This window comes from Massilia frigida, assembly GCF_011682175.1.
GTDB lineage: Bacteria > Pseudomonadota > Gammaproteobacteria > Burkholderiales > Burkholderiaceae_D > Telluria_A > Telluria_A frigida.
In genome coordinates this window covers 92532-109369 of sequence record NZ_WHJG01000019.1, presented here as the reverse complement: position 1 = coordinate 109369, position 16838 = coordinate 92532, and the positions used below count along the sequence as shown (strand labels likewise).

At 62.0% G+C, this 16838-nt stretch carries 20 protein-coding genes; 14 read left to right on the top strand and 6 right to left on the bottom strand.

Going from position 1 to position 16838, the window contains the following annotated elements; translation table 11 throughout:
• Positions 1-90 precede the first annotated feature (90 nt).
• Positions 91-2145 (bottom strand): AsmA family protein, encoded by a 2055-nt coding sequence (locus F2P44_RS18845; protein WP_167088580.1) that lies wholly within the window; start codon positions 2143-2145, stop codon positions 91-93.
• Between the two features lie 185 nt (positions 2146-2330).
• Here F2P44_RS18845 and F2P44_RS18840 point away from each other — a divergent pair, with 185 nt between their 5' ends.
• The 7 genes from F2P44_RS18840 (at position 2331) to F2P44_RS18810 (ending at position 6912) form a co-directional block, all read left to right on the top strand.
• Positions 2331-2723 (top strand): DUF4398 domain-containing protein, encoded by a 393-nt coding sequence (locus F2P44_RS18840; protein ID WP_167088579.1) that lies wholly within the window; start codon positions 2331-2333, stop codon positions 2721-2723.
• Positions 2724-2854: 131 nt separating this feature from the next.
• The gene (locus tag F2P44_RS18835; protein ID WP_167088578.1) at positions 2855-3790 is read left to right on the top strand and encodes an OmpA family protein; all 936 of its coding nucleotides are present in this window, start codon (positions 2855-2857) and stop codon (positions 3788-3790) included.
• Between the two features lie 37 nt (positions 3791-3827).
• Positions 3828-4367 carry a ferritin-like domain-containing protein gene (locus F2P44_RS18830; RefSeq protein WP_167088577.1) on the top strand — a complete coding sequence of 180 codons (540 nt, stop codon included), beginning with the start codon at positions 3828-3830 and terminating at the stop codon, positions 4365-4367.
• A gap of 55 nt (positions 4368-4422) precedes the next feature.
• Entirely contained in the window at positions 4423-4761 is a 339-nt protein-coding gene (locus F2P44_RS18825) for an ElaB/YgaM/YqjD family protein (protein WP_167088576.1), read from the top strand.
• An 18-nt stretch (positions 4762-4779) separates the two neighbouring features.
• Complete coding sequence (locus F2P44_RS18820; protein WP_099881016.1) at positions 4780-5166, top strand: phage holin family protein; 387 nt, start codon at positions 4780-4782, stop codon at positions 5164-5166.
• 26 nt (positions 5167-5192) lie between these two features.
• Positions 5193-5579, top strand: coding sequence for a hypothetical protein (locus F2P44_RS18815; protein ID WP_187363368.1), 387 nt, complete (start codon positions 5193-5195; stop codon positions 5577-5579).
• 178 nt (positions 5580-5757) lie between these two features.
• Positions 5758-6912 (top strand): patatin-like phospholipase family protein, encoded by a 1155-nt coding sequence (locus F2P44_RS18810; RefSeq protein WP_167088575.1) that lies wholly within the window; start codon positions 5758-5760, stop codon positions 6910-6912.
• On the opposite strand, the gene F2P44_RS34910 is transcribed toward F2P44_RS18810, so the two are convergent.
• From F2P44_RS34910 to F2P44_RS18795, 3 genes are all read right to left on the bottom strand, one after another.
• Positions 6913-7341 (bottom strand): hypothetical protein, encoded by a 429-nt coding sequence (locus F2P44_RS34910; RefSeq protein WP_187363367.1) that lies wholly within the window; start codon positions 7339-7341, stop codon positions 6913-6915.
• Between the two features lie 63 nt (positions 7342-7404).
• Positions 7405-7557 carry a DUF3309 family protein gene (locus F2P44_RS18800; RefSeq protein ID WP_167088574.1) on the bottom strand — a complete coding sequence of 51 codons (153 nt, stop codon included), beginning with the start codon at positions 7555-7557 and terminating at the stop codon, positions 7405-7407.
• A 75-nt stretch (positions 7558-7632) separates the two neighbouring features.
• Positions 7633-8094 (bottom strand): outer membrane lipoprotein, encoded by a 462-nt coding sequence (locus F2P44_RS18795; RefSeq protein WP_167088573.1) that lies wholly within the window; start codon positions 8092-8094, stop codon positions 7633-7635.
• A 208-nt stretch (positions 8095-8302) separates the two neighbouring features.
• Here F2P44_RS18795 and F2P44_RS18790 point away from each other — a divergent pair, with 208 nt between their 5' ends.
• The 7 genes from F2P44_RS18790 to F2P44_RS18760 all read left to right on the top strand — a co-directional run bounded on the left by F2P44_RS18790 (position 8303) and on the right by F2P44_RS18760 (position 14554).
• Complete coding sequence (locus F2P44_RS18790; protein ID WP_167088572.1) at positions 8303-8851, top strand: hypothetical protein; 549 nt, start codon at positions 8303-8305, stop codon at positions 8849-8851.
• A 59-nt stretch (positions 8852-8910) separates the two neighbouring features.
• On the top strand, positions 8911-9225 hold the full coding sequence (locus F2P44_RS18785; RefSeq protein WP_167088571.1) for a BON domain-containing protein: 315 nt from the start codon (positions 8911-8913) through the stop codon (positions 9223-9225).
• 66 nt (positions 9226-9291) lie between these two features.
• Complete coding sequence (locus F2P44_RS18780) at positions 9292-10536, top strand: AI-2E family transporter (RefSeq protein WP_167088570.1); 1245 nt, start codon at positions 9292-9294, stop codon at positions 10534-10536.
• Between the two features lie 102 nt (positions 10537-10638).
• A complete protein-coding gene (locus tag F2P44_RS18775; RefSeq protein ID WP_167088569.1) occupies positions 10639-11586 on the top strand; it encodes a polysaccharide deacetylase family protein in 948 nt (315 codons plus the stop codon).
• Between the two features lie 6 nt (positions 11587-11592).
• Positions 11593-12852, top strand: a complete 1260-nt coding sequence (locus F2P44_RS18770; protein WP_167088568.1) for a lipoprotein-releasing ABC transporter permease subunit — start codon at positions 11593-11595, stop codon at positions 12850-12852.
• Between the two features lie 119 nt (positions 12853-12971).
• A complete protein-coding gene (locus F2P44_RS18765; protein ID WP_223165058.1) occupies positions 12972-13703 on the top strand; it encodes a HipA family kinase in 732 nt (243 codons plus the stop codon).
• Positions 13700-14554, top strand: a complete 855-nt coding sequence (locus tag F2P44_RS18760) for a DUF3037 domain-containing protein (protein ID WP_167088566.1) — start codon at positions 13700-13702, stop codon at positions 14552-14554. Before F2P44_RS18765 ends, F2P44_RS18760 begins: the two co-directional genes overlap by 4 nt.
• 103 nt (positions 14555-14657) lie before the next feature.
• Here the strand turns inward: F2P44_RS18760 and F2P44_RS18755 are convergent, their stop codons facing one another.
• Together F2P44_RS18755 and F2P44_RS18750 are read right to left on the bottom strand one after the other, a co-directional pair.
• Positions 14658-15590: a YihY/virulence factor BrkB family protein gene (locus F2P44_RS18755; RefSeq protein ID WP_167088565.1), complete on the bottom strand. Its 933-nt coding sequence runs from the start codon at positions 15588-15590 to the stop codon at positions 14658-14660.
• Positions 15591-15652: 62 nt separating this feature from the next.
• Complete coding sequence (locus F2P44_RS18750; protein ID WP_187363371.1) at positions 15653-16675, bottom strand: OmpA family protein; 1023 nt, start codon at positions 16673-16675, stop codon at positions 15653-15655.
• Between the last annotated feature and the right edge of the window lie 163 nt (positions 16676-16838).

The following is a 16838-nucleotide window of genomic DNA, read 5'->3' as shown; positions in this document are numbered from 1 at the left end:
TCGCCCATCCGATGTAGCCAGAATAGTGCCTGCCGAGCTCGTGGTCTGTTCGCCAACGCACATAGGTGACAAAACGCAATTTTTCCACCATCAGCGGCTGGTCTTGCCCGGCGGCGGGGCTTGCGGCTTTTCGCGCGCCTGCGCCAGCAGGCGCGCGCAGCCGCTGTCCTGGCCCGGTCCGGTGTTTACCAGCGGCAGCAGGGCGGCGGCCGGTGCCGCCAGTCCGAGCGCCACGGCGCCGCCGGCTTTCAGGGCCAGCACGCCCTTGTCGACGCTCACGTCGGGCTTCGAGAAGCTGCCGCGCACGTGCAGGGGCGAGCGCAGCGAAAAGATGCGCAAGCCCTTGGTCTTGGGATTGAGGGTCAGGTCCATCTGTTCGTTGGCGAGGTTGATGGTGCCGTCGGCCGTGATGACCGCTTCCTCGGTATCGACCACGAAGGTGCGCGTCTGCATCAGCCCGTTGGTGACCTGGAAATCGGTGGCCATGCAATTGAGCTTGACCTGCTTGTCGCCGAACAGCTTGGTGAGCACGATATTTCCGATATTCAGGCCGATCTGTTCGAGCAGCATCTTGCTGACCGTGCCTTCATCGATCAGCGCCTTGATTTCGCCGTTGGACGCGCCCAGCAGGGAAGCGACCGAATTGCCGGTGCTCGATAGCTGGGCGTCGCCATTGATCTGGCCGACGGTGGCTTTCATTTCGGGAATCGACGGGAACAGTTCCTTGATGCGGATATGGCGCGCGCTGACCTTGGCGGTGGCCTTGATGGCTTGCTTGCCCTTGCCGCTGCCGTCGAGCTTGATGGTCGAGCTCATGTTTCCGCCAGCCATCTGGAAGTTCATCGGCGCCAGGTTGAGCACGCCATCCTTGAGGATCAGGTGGGTGTTCAATTTGCTGATCGGCAGCTGCTTTTCGCGCACGATGCGCTCGGCTTCATAGCGCACGTCGGCGTCGATGGCGGTCCAGCGTTCGGTGCGGAACGATTCGACCGGCAGCACCTTGCCGGCCGGCTGCACCGCCTCGACCCCGCGCGCTTGCTTGCTGGCATTCGAGTCGGCGCCCACCAGCGGCCCCAGGTCGGCGAACTGCAGCAGTTTGGAAGATACAGTGCCACTGAGTTTGCCGCGCGGCTTGCCGGTTCGGTATTCGAGGTGGCCGGCGATATCGCTGGAACCGACCTTGCCGGTGAATTTGTCGTAGATCCAGCGGCTGCCGGTCTCGCCCAGTTCGCCCGTCAGGCGACCCTCGGTGCGAAACGCCGGCGTTTCCGGCAGCAGCACGCCGGTCAGCGTATACAAGCGCGCCATGCTGGCACCCGCCAGCTTGAGGCGCAGGTCGAGCGCGGCCAGCCTGGTCGGCTTGGTGAGCGTGCCTTCGACTTCGATGTGGGTCTTGCCCACGTGCAGATCGGCCTGCACCGGGTAGGGCGTGGTTTGCTGCTTGAGCGAGAGTACCGCGCCGGCCTTGCCGCCGCCGCTGACCGGACCGCCGTTGTAGGTGCCGCGCAGCTTCCAGCTGACGCCGTAGGCCGGGTCGGCGTTGACGGTGTCGACGTCGGCCGTCAGGTCGATCTTTTCGAGCGCATCGTTGAACTTGACCACGCCCTTGGTGAAGATCACGCGTTCAAGGTCGAGCTTCCAGCGCGCCGGCTGCTCGTCCTGGCGGAAGGTCCAGTTGTTCTTGCCATCCTTGTCGCGGCGCAGGTCGACCGCCGGCGCGTCGAAGCGCAGCACGGGAATGGCGATGGTCTTGCGCAGCAGCGCGAACGGATTCAGCGAAAACGAAAACTGTTTGACGCTGGCCATGTCGCCCGCGCCGAGACCCTGCGGCTGGCCGACATGCACATCGTTGGCGACCAGGTGCGGCCACGGTACCAGGTCGCGCCAGGTGCGGTCGTGCCCGGCCATGATGGAGGCCGGCTTTTCCCAGCTCAGCTTGAGGTCGCCGGCGATGACGACGGGGCGGTCGAGCGCTTCGCTGGCCTTGGCGCCCAGCCAGGGCCTGGCCTTGTTCCAGTCGTAGGTGAGCAGGATGGCCAGCGCGATGGCGGCAATGGCGGCCAGCACGGCGAGGCTGGCGAGAATGATCTTGGTGCGGCGCGCGAGCGGTGTGCGGCCGGACGGGACCGGGGCGGCTTGACTCATGACTATCCCTTTTGTGAAAGTAAGAGCAGCTTAAGCGATAAGGGTAGCTCGCTTGTGTACGTTAGCGCACGGTCGGAAGGGCCCTTGCGCGCAAAACATTTGCTATGTGCGGCAGCGAACCGAACTTGCCATTAAATCAGCTTATAACGTTATCACGACATCATTACACCTCATGGAGAAACCCGATGAATGCACAAATCAAGAATCAAGTCTGCAAAGTTCTTTGCGCCGCACTGGTTATGACACTGGCCGCTTGCGCCAGTTCGCAAAAAGCGCCGGCCACGGCCGATGTGGCCGTGTCCAAGAACGCGGTTGAAAATGCCGTGAGTGCGGGCGCCGCCGACCTGGCACCTGAAGAAATCAATGCGGCGCGCGCCAAGATGATGCGCGCCAACGCAGCCCTGGCCGCCAAGGATTACAAACTGGCGCGCGAACTGGCGACCCAGGCCCAGGCCGATGCCAAGCTGGCCCAGAGCAAGGCCAATTCGGCCAAGGCCACCAGCGCCGCCAACGCACTGCAGGATGACTTGCGCGTGCTGCGCGAAGAAGTCGACCGTGCCAACAAGCCACAACAATAAAAACAGATTGACGCCGCGCGCCCTCACAGCGGCAGCGCAGGCCGGATGGCCGCGCACGGTAGCACCCAGAGCACAAGAAAACCATTGATTAGCGCGCCCCGTGCGCTACGACAAGAAAAGGAAATACCTCCATGAAACATACTTTGATCAAGTCCGCCATCCTCGCCTCCGTCCTCGCGCTGGGCGCATGCAGCAGCGTGCCGACCACCACCCCATTGCTGGACCAGGCCCGTGGCGATTTCGTCGCCGCCAACAATAATTCGCGCGTGTCGACCTTCGCCCCGCTGGAATTCAAGCAAGCCAGCGAAGCGCTGGAACAAGCCAACGCCGCCGCCGCGCGCAAGGATAGCCTGGAGCAGATCGACAAGCTGGCCTACCTGGCCAAGCAAAAGATCGCCACCGCACAGGAAGTCGCCAAACAGAAGCAGGCTGAAGCCGATATCGCCGCTTCCGGCAAGCAGCGCGATGCCGTGCGTCTCGAAGCGCGTACCGCCGAAGCGGACCGCGCCAAGATGGATGCCGCCGCCTCGAAAGCCGCCGCCGCCGCCGCCAGCGCTGACGCCGCCGCCGCCCAGAACCAGGCTGCCGCCGCGCAAGGCCAGGTTGCCGCCGCCGAAGCCCAGACCCGCGAAGCCCAGGCCCGCGCCGCCCAGCTCGAAGCACTGATGACGGACCTGCAAGCCAAGAAAACCGAACGCGGCCTGATCATCACGATCGGCGACGTCCTGTTCGGCGTGAACCAGGCCAACCTGACCCCGAACGGCCAGGCCACCCTGCGCAAGCTGGCCGATGCCCTGGCACAGAACCCGAACCGCACGGTGCTGGTCGAAGGGTTTACCGACAGTACCGGCAGCACTGCGCATAACCAGCAATTGTCGGAGCGCCGCGCCACGTCCGTGCGCGCCGCCCTGGTCGACATGGGTGTGGCGCGTGACCGCGTCGCCATGCGCGCCTACGGCGAAGCCTTCCCGGTCGCCGCCAACGATACGGCCGGCAACCGCCAGATGAACCGCCGCGTGGAAATCGTGCTGTCGAACGAAGGCGCGCCGATCGCCCCGCGCCGTTAATACGAACACCACCGCAACAGATTTTTAAGGAATCATCATGGAACACAACACCAAGCCACTGGCGCACGGTTTCGACGTGCAAGCCATCCGCCAGGCAGCGGCCAATCTGGACGACGGCGCCGTGACGGACGGTTACGCCGCCGACCGTGAAGCGGTCATCAACATGCTGAACGATGCGCTCGCCACCGAACTGGTGTGCGTGCTGCGCTACAAGCGCCACTACTACACCGTCAACGGTGTGGGCAACGGCCCGATCAAGGCCGAATTCCTCGAGCACGCGCAGCAGGAACAGGAACACGCCGATTCGCTGGCCGAACGCATCGTCCAGCTGAACGGTTCGCCGAATTTCAATCCGGCTACCCTGACCGCGCGCAGCCACGCCGAGTACGACGAGTCGGATGATGTACAAACCATGATCCGCTCGAACCTGATCGCCGAACGCGTGGCGATCGAGTCGTACCGGCAAATGATTGCCGCCATTGGCGACAAAGACCCGACCACCAAGCATCTGTTGATCAGCATCATGGCGGTCGAAGAAGAGCACGCGGACGACATGCGCGATCTGCTGGCTCGCTAAGAGCAAAAACGGACACATTTTTCAGACTTTTTTCAACCCACCACTGGAGTTCATCATGTTAGATACCACTACCCGCAGCAACGGCACTTCCAACCTGAACGGCAATGTGAACGCAGTCCAGACCGATGTCAAGACCCTGGTCAAGGATGCCCAGACCCTGCTTTCCGCAGCGGCCGCACTGACTGGCGAGAAAGCCGAAGACATGCGCGCGCGCGGCATGGAAATGCTGGACGTAGCGCTGGGCAAGGCCTCGCAAGTGCAAGGTCAAGCTATCGTCAAAGGTAAGGAACTGGCGCACACCGCCGATGTCTATGTCAAGGACAACCCATGGCGCACGATCGCTGCAGCAGCCAGCGTCGGCTTGCTGGTCGGCGTGATCCTGGGCCGTAAATAATCCACGCCGGGAGAAGCCATGGACAAAACAACTGCTGCAGTGCATGGCCCCGGCCTGATGGGCGGCCTGACAGGGCTGGCAAAAAATATCTTCGGACTCGTGGTGTCGCGCGTGGAACTGGCGGCACTCGAGTTGTCCGAAGTGCGCAATCATGTGCTCGAACTGCTGGTGGTGTTTTCGCTGGCAGTGCTGTGCGCCATGTTTGCGCTGGCCTACGGCACCGCGACCATCGTCGCGCTGGCCTGGGAAAGCATGGGCTGGAAAATCCTCCTGCTGATGTTTGCCGTGTTCATCGCCGTGACGATCGGCCTCGTGGTCAAGGCCAAGGCCATGCTCAAAGAGGGCAAGCTGGCTTTCCCCGAGACCATGAACGAACTCAAGAACGATCGTGACATGCTGCTGTAAGCGGCCATTCAGACCGGAGGATTACGATGGATAACATAATCGGGCTCGACAAAAAAGCGGGCAAGGGCGCGGCCGAGTCGGTGTCGGAGCGCAAGGCGCGCCTGCTGCGCCAGGGCGATTTTTACCGCGTCGGCATTGCCCATGCCAAGGCCCGGATCAAGCACGATGCGCGTCCCGACGTACTGTTCCACTCGGCACTCGACCATGCGACCTGGGCGGTGCGAGCGCGGATCGACAGCGTGCTGCATCCGACCGGCATCAGCGTGGCGGCTATCATGCCGTACGTGGCGACCATCCTCGGTGTCATCACGCGGCGCCGGCTGGTCAAGCCGGCGATCGGGGTGGCGGCGGTGCTCGGTGGCCTGGTCTGGTACTTGCAGCAACGCCGCACGCGCGAGGCGCCGAGCGTGTGAACTAGTTGGTGACCATGCCGGGCAAGCGAACCCGGCCTTGCAACAAGAACGGAAAAATATGGTGGGGCTTGAGCGGCGTCGTAATCTTCGGATTCGACGCCGTCTTTTTTTCGGGGCTCTTTTTTTTCGGCTCGCTATTTACTCTATACTCGATTGATCCTTTGACTGCGGCGATCCCATGACAGACATTAACAAGCTCAATCCCGATAAGCTGCGTATCGTTCTCGTCCTGCAAGGCGGCGGCGCCCTGGGCGCGTACCAGGCCGGCGTGTACCAGGCGCTGCACGAACACAATCTGGTGCCGGACTGGATCGTCGGCACCTCGATCGGCGCCATCAATGCCGCCCTGATCGCCGGCAACGAGCAATCGGTGCGGCTGGAAAAGGTCAAGGCCTTCTGGGACCGCGTCTCGCATCCGGATACGCTGGACATGACGCGCGTGGACGACCGCCAGCGGCGTTCGAATATCTGGCTCAATACCTTCGACACCGTCATGCGCGGGGTGCCCGGGTTTTTCTCGCCGCGCCTGTTCAGCGGCTTTGCGTACGGGATGACGGTGGCGCCGGAAGAAGCCTCGTTCTACGACACCTTGCCGCTGCGCGACACGCTGCGGGAACTGGTCGATTTCGATTACCTCAATGCCGACGGCGGCATGCGCTTGACCGTGAACGCGGTCAATGTGCGCACCGGCGAACTGGCCCACTTCGACAGCGAGAGCGGACAGCTGTGCGCCGACCACGTGCGCGCCAGCGGCAGCCTGCCGCCGGCCTTCGCCCCGGTGCGCATAGCCGGCGAACTATACTGGGATGGCGGCCTGTACTCGAACACCCCGCTCGAATCGGTGTTGCGCGAATTGCCCGGTGGCGACACCATCTGCTTCATGGTCGATTTGTGGAGCGCGGAAGGGGAAGTGCCGGTGACGATGGACGAGGTCAGCACGCGCCAGAAGGACGTGACCTACGCCTCGCGCTCGAAGCGCCATATCGAAGATTACAGCGCGACCCATGCGCTCCAGCACAAGTTGCGCCAGCTGTACGCGCGCTTGCCGGAAGCCGAGCGCACCGACGACGACCGGCGCGAGCTGGAAGCGCTCGGCTGCGACGCCACCTTGCACATCGTGCGGATTCCCTATGCGGGCCGCGACTGGCATATGGCGTCGAAAGACGTCAATTTTTCCAAGGGATCGATCGCGTGGCGCTGGGAGCAGGGTTACCGCGATGCATTGCGCGCGCTCAAGCATGCCGGCTGGCTGGTGATGGTGGCCGAAGAAACGGCCGTGGTGGTGCACGAATTGCCGCCGGAGCAGGACGACTGGGTCGCTGCGGCGGCGTAATCACGATGCGGCTTGCGGGCTTAGCCGCCGGCGGCTGCCTGGGCGCGCGCGCCGGCCATGTCTTTCTGATAGTTTCGCTTGCGCTTCCTTGTTGCACGCGCCGCGTTCGGCGGCCGGCAGGGCGCGGCAAGCACCCCGGGCTTCCTGCAGGGCCGCGCCCATTTCCTTGCGCAGGGTGCGCAGGCGGGCGTCGGGGGTGACATCCTCGCGCGACCAGCGCGCCGGGTCGCCACGGGCGATTTCGGCCGCTTGCTGGCGCGCGGTGGCGGCCGGCACGTTCTGGTCGGTCGAGGTTTGGGCTTGCTGGGCCTGCGCCAGGCTCATGCACATCAAGCCGGCGCTGACGATGGCGGTGCGCAGCGCGCGCGACAATGGACGGGTGGTGGGTGCGGATGCGCCTGGCATCACGGTCGGTACAGGCTCGCGCATGGCGGCTCCTTGTCTGATGGTGGGGCAAAAAAAACCGGCGCACGCGGCGCCGGTTGTCGACTTTTACAGGCGCCCGGTGATGAGCAGCACAATCAGCACCACCACGATGATGCCGGTGATGCCGGTTGGACCGTATCCCCAACTGCGGCTGTGGTTCCAGGTTGGAAGAACGCCGATCAGCGCAAGAATGAGAATAACGAGAAGAATGGTACCCATGGTGGGCTCCTTAAAAGTGGTCGAGCTGGCTGGCAGTTCGTGTTTTATTGTTGGCGGGTGGGTAATACAAAAAAATTAGTAACGGTAGACGCGGCCATCGACCAGACGCACGCGGTTGCCCACGCGCAGGTCGTACACGCTGTCCTGCACGACCGTGCGGGTTTCGCCATTTTCCAGGCGCACATTAATCTGATACAGTTCCTGGCCGTTGCCGGCATTGCGGTTGGCTTCGACCTTGTTGCCGACCACGGCGCCGCCGACGGCACCGGCGACGGTGGCGGCGGTGCGGCCAGTGCCGCTGCCGACCTGGTTACCGACCAGCGCGCCCACGATCCCGCCGACCACCGCGCCGGTGCCGCTGGTCTGGCCTTCGCTGCGGGTGACCTGGATCGATTCGATGGTGCCGTATCCGGCCGAGGCCGATACCGGGTTGCTGTAGCTGCCATTGTTGGCCGGCTGGTTCGAGGTGCTGGCGCAACCGCTGATGACTGCAGAAACGGCGACGACCAGTGCTGCGATAGTCTGAGTCGATTTCATGTTGTTCTCCTGACAAAGTGTAGAGCCAGCATAATCAGCAACAACCCTGGGGTCTGTGCGCTGCCGCACCCAGTCCGCGGCGCTTGAGCTTGCATCAAACTGTTGGGTTTTTGCCACTAATCGTGTTGTGTTCGCCAGCGTACAGATGTGCTGTCCCACATCCCGTACAACGTTATTGAGCGATGTATTGTCACCGGAGAAAAGCAAGATGAAGCAAGCAGTGATCCGCGCCCTGGGCGGCGCCCTCCTGATGTCGGCCGCGCTGGCCGCCAGCGCGGCCACGCCGGAAGCGACAGCGGCGTACAGCCAGGCCAGGGATGCGGCGACGAGCGCCTACAAGGCGGCCCGTGCGCGTTGCGATGCCATCAGCGGCAACCCGAAAGAGGTGTGCGTGGAAGAAGCCAAGCTGGCGCGCGTGCGCGGCGTGGAAGAAGCCGCCGCCATCTACAAGGGCACGCTCAAGGCCTATACCCAGTCGCGCCTGGAGATTGCCGGCGCCACGTATGACCTGGACCGGGTCAAGTGCAAGGCATTGACGGGCAATGACAAGGATGTCTGCATCCAGCAGGCAAAAGCGACCCTGATCGCGGCCCAGGCCGACGCCAGGGCCGACAAGAAAGCGATCGAAGCGCGCACCGATGCGCGCGCCGACAAACGAACGGCCGAGTACAAAGTCGCGCGCGAAAAGTGCGATGCTTTTGCCGGTGCGGCCAAGGACAGTTGTGTCTCGGCCGCAAAATCGCAGTACGGCAAATGAGCCGTCCTGCAACAGCTCACATTGAGCATCTTTTTGAACCACCCACCAAGGAGTCCACCATGAAAATCGCAAAACGTCTGTCGTCCATGCTGTTTGCCGCTACCCTCGTTGCCACCATGGCCGGTTGCGCTTCGACTGCTACCAAGGAAGGGACCGGCGAGTTTATCGATGACACCGTGATCACCGCCAAGGTCAAAGCGTCGATCTTCAACGAGCCGACGCTGAAATCGTCGGAAATCAACGTCGAAACCTTCAAGGGCGACGTGCAGCTGTCCGGCTTCGTGGCCGATCCGGCCGATGCCACCAAGGCGGCCGACGTGGCACGCGGGGTGAAGGGTGTCGTCTCGGTCAAGAACGACGTCCGTGTGAAGTAAGCTGTGCTCTCCAGGCCGGCCCGCAGTGGCCGGCCTGTGGCGCCGGCATTATAATGTGAAGATTTTATGCAGCTTGCAGATCCGATTCCGGCACCCGCCAATGAAAACCCCGCTCCTTCCGTAGAGAGCGCCGCCGTCACGGCACCCCTTGCCGCTCCCGGCGCGGAGCCAAACGATCCCCTTGTGGCGAGCGCCGCGCACACCTTGCGCATCCCGATCCATGTCAACGCGCGCGGGCTGGCGCTGGGCATCATCGCGACGATTGCCTTTGTCTATGCGCTGCAGTGGTCGCAAAAATTCCTGGTCCCGCTCTTGCTCGGGATTTTCATCGCCTACACCCTCAACCCCGTGGTCCTGTGGCTCGAACGGCGGCTGCGCATCAAGCGCGCCATTGGCGCGACCATCGTCACGATCGCCATCCTGGCCTCGATGGCCGGGGTGCTGAACCGGGTGCAGGGCGAGTTTTTCAATATCATCGATGAATTGCCGACGATCACGCAGAAAGTCACGCGCCTGCTGACCAATGCCAGCGGCGGGCAGCCGAGCACGATCCAGCAGATGCAGGCGGCCGCTTCCCAGATCGAACAGGCCACCTCCAGCGTGGGCGGGCAGCGCTCGCCGGCGCGCAAGGCGATGCCGGCCGCCGCCGCCGCCGGGGGCACGTTCAAGATCATGGACTGGGTGCTGGCCGGCTCGATGGGCTTCATCGGTTTCATTACCCAGGCCACGATGGTGGTGTTCCTGGTGTTCTTCCTGCTGCTGGCGGGAGATACCTTCAAGCGCAAGCTGGTCAAGCTGACCGGGCCATCCTTGAGCCGCAAGAAGGTGACCGTGCACATCCTGGACGATATCAACAGTTCGATCCAGAACTATATGTTCATGCTGCTCGTCACCAATACCTTGCTGGCGCTGATGATGTGGGTCGCGCTGCGCGCGATCGGCCTGGAAAATGCCGGCGCCTGGGCTATTTTTGCCGGGCTGATGCACATCATGCCGTACTTCGGCCCGCTGCTGATCACCGCGCTGACCGGCTTGGTCGCCTTCATGCAGTTCGAATCGCTGGAAATGGTGCTGCTGGTCAGTGGTGCCTCGCTGGCGATCGCCACCCTGGTCGGCACCGTCATCGCTACCTGGATGACGGGCAAGATCGCCAAGATGAACCCGGCCGCCGTGTTCGTCAGCCTGCTATTCTGGGGCTGGCTGTGGGGCATGTGGGGCTTGCTGCTGGGCGTGCCGGTGGTGGTGATGATCAAGGTCGTGGCCGAACGGGTCGAAGGCATGGAAGTGCTGGCCGAGCTGCTGGGCGAGTAAGGTGGCCGGGCAGGGCGGCGGCGCAGCGGGGCGGCGCGCCTTTGCGCCCGCGCCGCCGTATGTTAGGCTTGCAGATCGTCAATTCAGAAGCGCGCCTAATTCATGCTCCAGTTTACACATTTCGTGGTGAAGCTCTCCCGCGTCGCCGCCGCCGTGCTGTGCGCCGGCTTGCTGCCCTGCGCCGCCCTTGCCCAATCGGTGGCCTTCAGCTTCGATGACGGACCGTCGCTGGCCGAGACGCCACGCATGTCGGCGCAGCAGCGCAACCAGGCCATGCTCGATGCGCTCGCCAAACACAAGGTGACGGCGGCGCTGTTCGTTACCGCCGGCAATGGCGCCGACAAACCCGCCGGCTACGCGCTGGCACGCGCCTGGGGCGAGGCCGGCCACGCCATCGGCAACCATACGATGAGCCATCCCGACCTCGACAGCGCCACGCTGAGCCTGGCGCAGTACCAGCGCGAAGTGATGGACTGCGACAAGATCATCGCCACCTTGCCCGGCTACCAGAAATGGTTCCGCTACACCTATCTGCGCGAAGGCAACACGCCCGAGAAGCGCGACGGCATGCGGACCTTTCTCGCCGCGCAGGACTACCGCAATGCGTATGTCAGTCTCGATACGAGCGACTGGCGGCTCGACGATTATCTGACCGAACTGCTCGCCAGGAACAGCAAGGCCGACCTGGCGCCCTTGAAAAAAGCCTACCTGGCGCATGTGCGCCAGCGGGCCCTGGCTTACCGCGACTTGTCGCAGCGCTTGCAGGGACGCGACATGGCCCAGGTCATGCTGATGCATCACAACCTGCTCAATGCGCTGTTCCTCGATGACGTGATCGGCATGTTCAAGGAGATGGGCTGGACCATCGTGTCGCCGGCCAAGGCCTTCGAGGACCCGGTGTATCGATTTTCACCGCACAGCCCCGTACCGGGGCAGAGCTTGCTGCTATCGATGGCGCGCAGCCTGGGGCTGGAGCCGTCCGGCCACTGGCGCCGCCTGCAGGATGACGGCGACGCCGATATCGAGAGCCTGAAAGTACAAGGATACTAGGATTACATGTTCGCCAATTTACCTTACGAATTACAGATCGCGCTGCGCTACACCAGCGCGCAACGCCGCAGCGAACGCAATCCCATGCTGTCGGTCATTTCCCTCATTTCGGTGAGCGGCATTGCGCTGGGCGTCGCCGCGCTGATTGTCGTGCTGTCGGTGATGAACGGTTTCCAGAAGGAAGTAGCGGCGCGCATGCTGTCGATGATTCCGCACATCGAGGTCATCGACGAGCGCGGCGGCCTGGCCAATTGGGAGCAGACCCTGGCGCAGGCGCGCAGCAATCCGGCCGTATCCGGCGGCGCGCCCTTCGTCAGCTTGCAGGGCATGTTGCTGTACGACGAAACGATGCGGCCGGTGGCGGTGCAAGGCATCTTGCCGGAGGCGGAAAAAACGGTGTCGCCCATCGCCAAGCGCATCAAGGATGGAAAACTCGATGATTTGCAGCCGGGCCGCTTCAATATCGTGCTCGGCTACGAGCTGGCCAACAAGCTGGGCGTGAAGGCGGGCGATAAATTGTCGCTGCTGGTAGCGCCGCAGGGGGGCACGGCGAGTTCGTGGACGCCGCGCCGGCAAGTCTTCACGGTGGCGGGATTGTTCAATGTGGGGCACAACGATTACGACTCCGGCGTGGCGCTGGTGCATATCGACGATGCGCGCGCGGTCGAGCACCTGGCGCTGCCGTCCGGATTGCGCTTGAGTTTGCATGACCTGCACCAGGCGCCGAGGGTGGCGCAGGAATTAATGGCCAGCATGCCGGCGCACCTGATGTTTCGCGACTGGACGCGCCAGAACGAAGTGTGGTTCGCGGCCCTGCAATCGCAGAAGCGCATGATGTTCTTGATCCTGGTGCTGATTATCGCGGTGGCGGCGTTCAATCTGGTGTCGACCCTGGTGATGAAGGTGAACGACAAGCAGGCCGATATCGCGATCCTGCGCACCCTGGGCGCGTCGCCGCGCTCGATCATGGCAATGTTCATGATGCAGGGGGCGCTGGTGGGCGTGATCGGGACCGCGGCCGGGGTGGCGGCGGGGGTGCTGTTCGCACTCAATATCGATGTGATCATGCCGGTGCTCGAGAAACTGCTGGGCAGCAAGCTGCTGTCGAAAGAGATCTACTTCCTCAGCTCGGTGCCATCGGACCCGCAATGGCGGGATGTAGCCATGATAGCCGGGGTCTCGGTGGCGCTGGCGTTCCTGGCGACCCTGTATCCGAGCTATGGTGCGGCGCGGATCAATCCGGCGGAGTCCTTGCGCTACGAGTAGGGATGGACATTGGTGAAAGACCGTTGATACAGACGCGGCGTCAACAAGCTGCCGTGGTAGCGGACCTGGTTTGGCGGATGCGCTTCTTCGGTCAAATTCATTTGGGCTAAAAAATGCCAGTGCAAATAATCGAGGTAATAGACCGATCCGAACAGGGAATCACTAAGCCATTTATTTGTCGCGGCGATGACGAGAAAATATATTTTGTCAAGGGTCGCGGTGCAGGCCGGAGAAGTTTGCTTTGCGAATGGATTGCGGGAAATCTGGGCTTGAGTCTCGGACTTCCCATTGCCCCCTTCACGGTGGTAAATGTTCCGAGCGCCTTGATTTCACTAAGATCCCGCGATGATGTGAACGAACTTGGCAGCGGGCCAGCGTTCGGATCACGGCGACGACAGGTTGTGGAACTTTCCTTTACGCATATTGATAAGGTGCCGATCAGTTCGCGGCGCGACGTTCTTGCATTCGATTGGTGGATTCGCAATGGCGATCGAACGTTGAGCGATGCCGGCGGCAATCCGAACCTTTTTTGGGACGTTAAATCCGATCAATTGGTGGTTCTTGACCACAATCAAGCATTCGACATCCATTTTTCGGCACAAAATTTTGCTGCTCTGCACGTGTTTAAACGGGAGTGTCCATCATTGTTCGAGGACTGGGTCGCCCAGGAACACTATGCCACTCGTTACCACGATGCCATGGCAAATTGGGATGGAATCTGCAATACTATTCCTGATGAGTGGTGGTACCTCGATGACGAGCGAACTCTGCCAACGGACTTTGATCCAAACACGCTACGTCAGCAGCTACTCAACTGCCGCGGCGACGCGTTCTGGAATATGAAATCATGAGCATTCCTTGCCTATACGCTATTGTGCGCTTTTGTCCCTTCCTGGAGACAGAAGAGTTTGCGAACGCTGGAATCATTATGATCGCTCCAGAACATGGGTTCTTCGCCTATAAGTTAATAACGCGTCGCCATGCGCGGGTCACAAACTTTTTCGAGCAACTGGACGGTTCTGTTTTCAAGACCGCCATGCAAAACCTTCGAGAGGAATTTGAACGCGCTGCCGCGATGTTGCGTACGCATGGTATTGACAAGAAGTATAAGCTCAACGATGTTGAATTCTCGAAAAGCCTGTTTGCGGAGATAGTCCGACCACGCGAAGCCGTGATTAAATTCAGCAAAGTTCGGGGCGTGCTGGCCGACGATCCGGAGACGAAGTTGGAGGATCTTTACGGATATTATGTTGAAAGAGACTTCGTCACCAAGGAGTATCGTGAGGCGGTGCTGGAGCGAACAATGCGCAGGTGGATATTCGATGCCGGCATTGCAAGTAAATTTGACAAAATGGAGGTCGGCAATGACGAATACCATGCGACCTTTCCGTTCGTCGAACAGGACGGCACGCGGGTCGTGCAAGCAGTGAAGCCATTGAACCTGGCGCAGGATCAACCAAGCAAGATACTTGACCATGGCGGCCAATGGCTATTCCGGATTCATACGCTGCAACGCAAGCACCTTTTGCCAAATAGAATTCTCTTCGCTGTCGAAGGTCCTGATGGACAAGGACCTCGACATAGGGCATATGATGACATCGTCGGAAATCTGCGCGATAGCGGAGCAACGGTGTACTCATACAGCGAGAAGGAACAGATCATGAGGTTTGTTCAAGGCCATGCCACTGTTGGGGATTCGTAGCGGATTGGGACACCCCGGGTTACGGCACCTGAGCCTGCGGACGCCGAAACTGTCGAGCATCGTCGGGTCGCGGCGAAAATATCATGCCTGGCAATGTGTTCACTCATCGAATCCGCGTCACCTTCGCCGCCGCCGTCTGCCCGCCACCGGTCACTTCATCCGGCTTGTGCTTGAGGCTGCCCAGCTGCAATGCATACTGGCGCGCAAACTCCGCCCCCAGGAAGAAAATCTGCGCCGAGTAATATACCCACAGCAGCAGGGCGATCATCGACCCGGCCGCGCCGAAACTGTTGGCCACGCCGCTGTTACCGATATACAGCCCGATGACAAATTTCCCCAGGGTGAACAAGGCGGCCGTCCCCAGCGCGCCGATGGTCACGTCGCGCCATGACAGCTTGATGCGCGGAAGCATTTTGTAGATCACGCCGAACAAGGTCGCAATCACCAGGAAGCTGATGGCCCACGATACCCACGACAGCAATAGCGCCGCATCTTTCCACAAACCATTCATGTACCTGTCCAGCACGGCCAGCGCGGCGCTGACCACCAGCGAGACCATCAGCAGGAAGCCCAGCACCAGGATCAGCCCGAAGGACAGCAGGCGCGTGCGCACGATATCCCACCAGGTGGCGTCGGTCGAGGCCGGCACGGCCCAGATGTCGTCCAGGCTATCCTTGAGCTCGGAAAACACGGTGGTTGCGCCGAACAGCAGCAGGCCGGTGGCGATGATGGTGGCCCAGATGCCGCTTTCCTTGTTGCGCGCACCGGCCAACACGAGCTGGATCGCTTCCGCGCCCTGCTTGCCGACCAGCCCCTGCAGCTCGTTGAGCAACTGCCCCTGGGCCGCTTCGGCGCCGTAGAAAAAACCGGCAATGGCAATTACCAGCACCAGGATCGGCGCCATCGAAAACAGGGTGTAGAAGGCCAGTGCCGCGCCCTTGCTGGCGGCGCGGTGGGCAAACCACTCGGTGACCGCGCAGCGCATCACGCGCACCAGTTGTTTCGAGTACGGCATCCATTCCTTGATTTCGATCATATGACTTCCTTACATTCGGGCGGGGAGCACGCGCCCCCCGCAAAACAGGCCGTAGCCCTTGCTTATTGCACGCGGCGCTCGATGGTGATCTGTTCGACTTCGACGCGGCGGTTCGGTTCCAGGCATTTGATCAGGTCGGCGCGCTTCTGGTCGGTGCAGGTGACGACCGGATTGGCTTCGCCCTTGCCGTAGGATTTCAGGCGCGCGCCGTCGATGCCCTTGGCGACCAGGTAGTCGCGCACCGCATTGGCGCGCCGCTCCGACAGCTTGAGGTTGTATTTTTCCGAGCCGAGGCGGTCGGCGTAGCCGCTGATGTCGACGTCGGTGATGCCGGGGTCGGCCAGCAGCGCGGCGGCGATCTCGTCCAGGCGGGTCTGGCTCACGTTGAGCGTGGCGCTGTCGAAGGCGAACAGCTCGGTGGCGCTCAGCGTGATTTTCTCGAAACGGGCCGGCGGCGGCGGCGGCGGCGGTGGCGCGGCCGGCTGCGGCGCCGGCGTGACGGCCGGCGGCGGCGTGGGCGCTGGCGGCGGTGCTGGCGGAGCCGGCTTGTTGAAGGCGTAGTTCAAGCCGATCGTCAGGTATTTGTTGTTGCTGCGGCTGATGCCGAAGGCTTCGTCGCCGCGCAAGCGTCCGCGCACGCTGCGCAGGTCGGCCTGCATCGACCACTGGTCGGTCAGCCCCAGCTGGAAACCGATGCCGGCGCTCGCGTAGGGCGAGGTTTTGCTGACACGGCGCAGCGGATTGTCGACCCGGTCGCGCTCGGCGCCGACGCCGAGCAGCAGGAAAGGCCGGAAATTCTGGCGCGACAGCATCAGCAGCGCGTCGGCGCCCAGCAGGGTCTGGCGATAGCTGGCGCGGCCTTCCCCGGCGCGCGCATGGGTGGCGCCGATCTGCACGTCCCACATCTCGGCCAGCGGCTTGCCGAACTTGAGGCCGCCACCGTAATTGCGCTCGCTCAGGCCGAAATCCTGGTCGGGCTTGAATGCGTTGACGCTGGGCTGGATATACCACGAGGGATTGATGTCTTGCGCAAAGGCCAGTCCGGCGCTGCACAACAGTGCCGCCGCAAGGGCCGTCTTTTTCATTTTGATCACAGGAAACTCCTATTGGATGGGTCGGTAGGGATGTCATCACTGATGCGAGGCAGTGTGACGTTCGACTTGAGATTAAGCGGCGGAGTTCAATGCAACCGTTCGATAGCGCACTGTGAAAGTGGACTTGTCTTTTTAATACAACAATTTGTGCGAG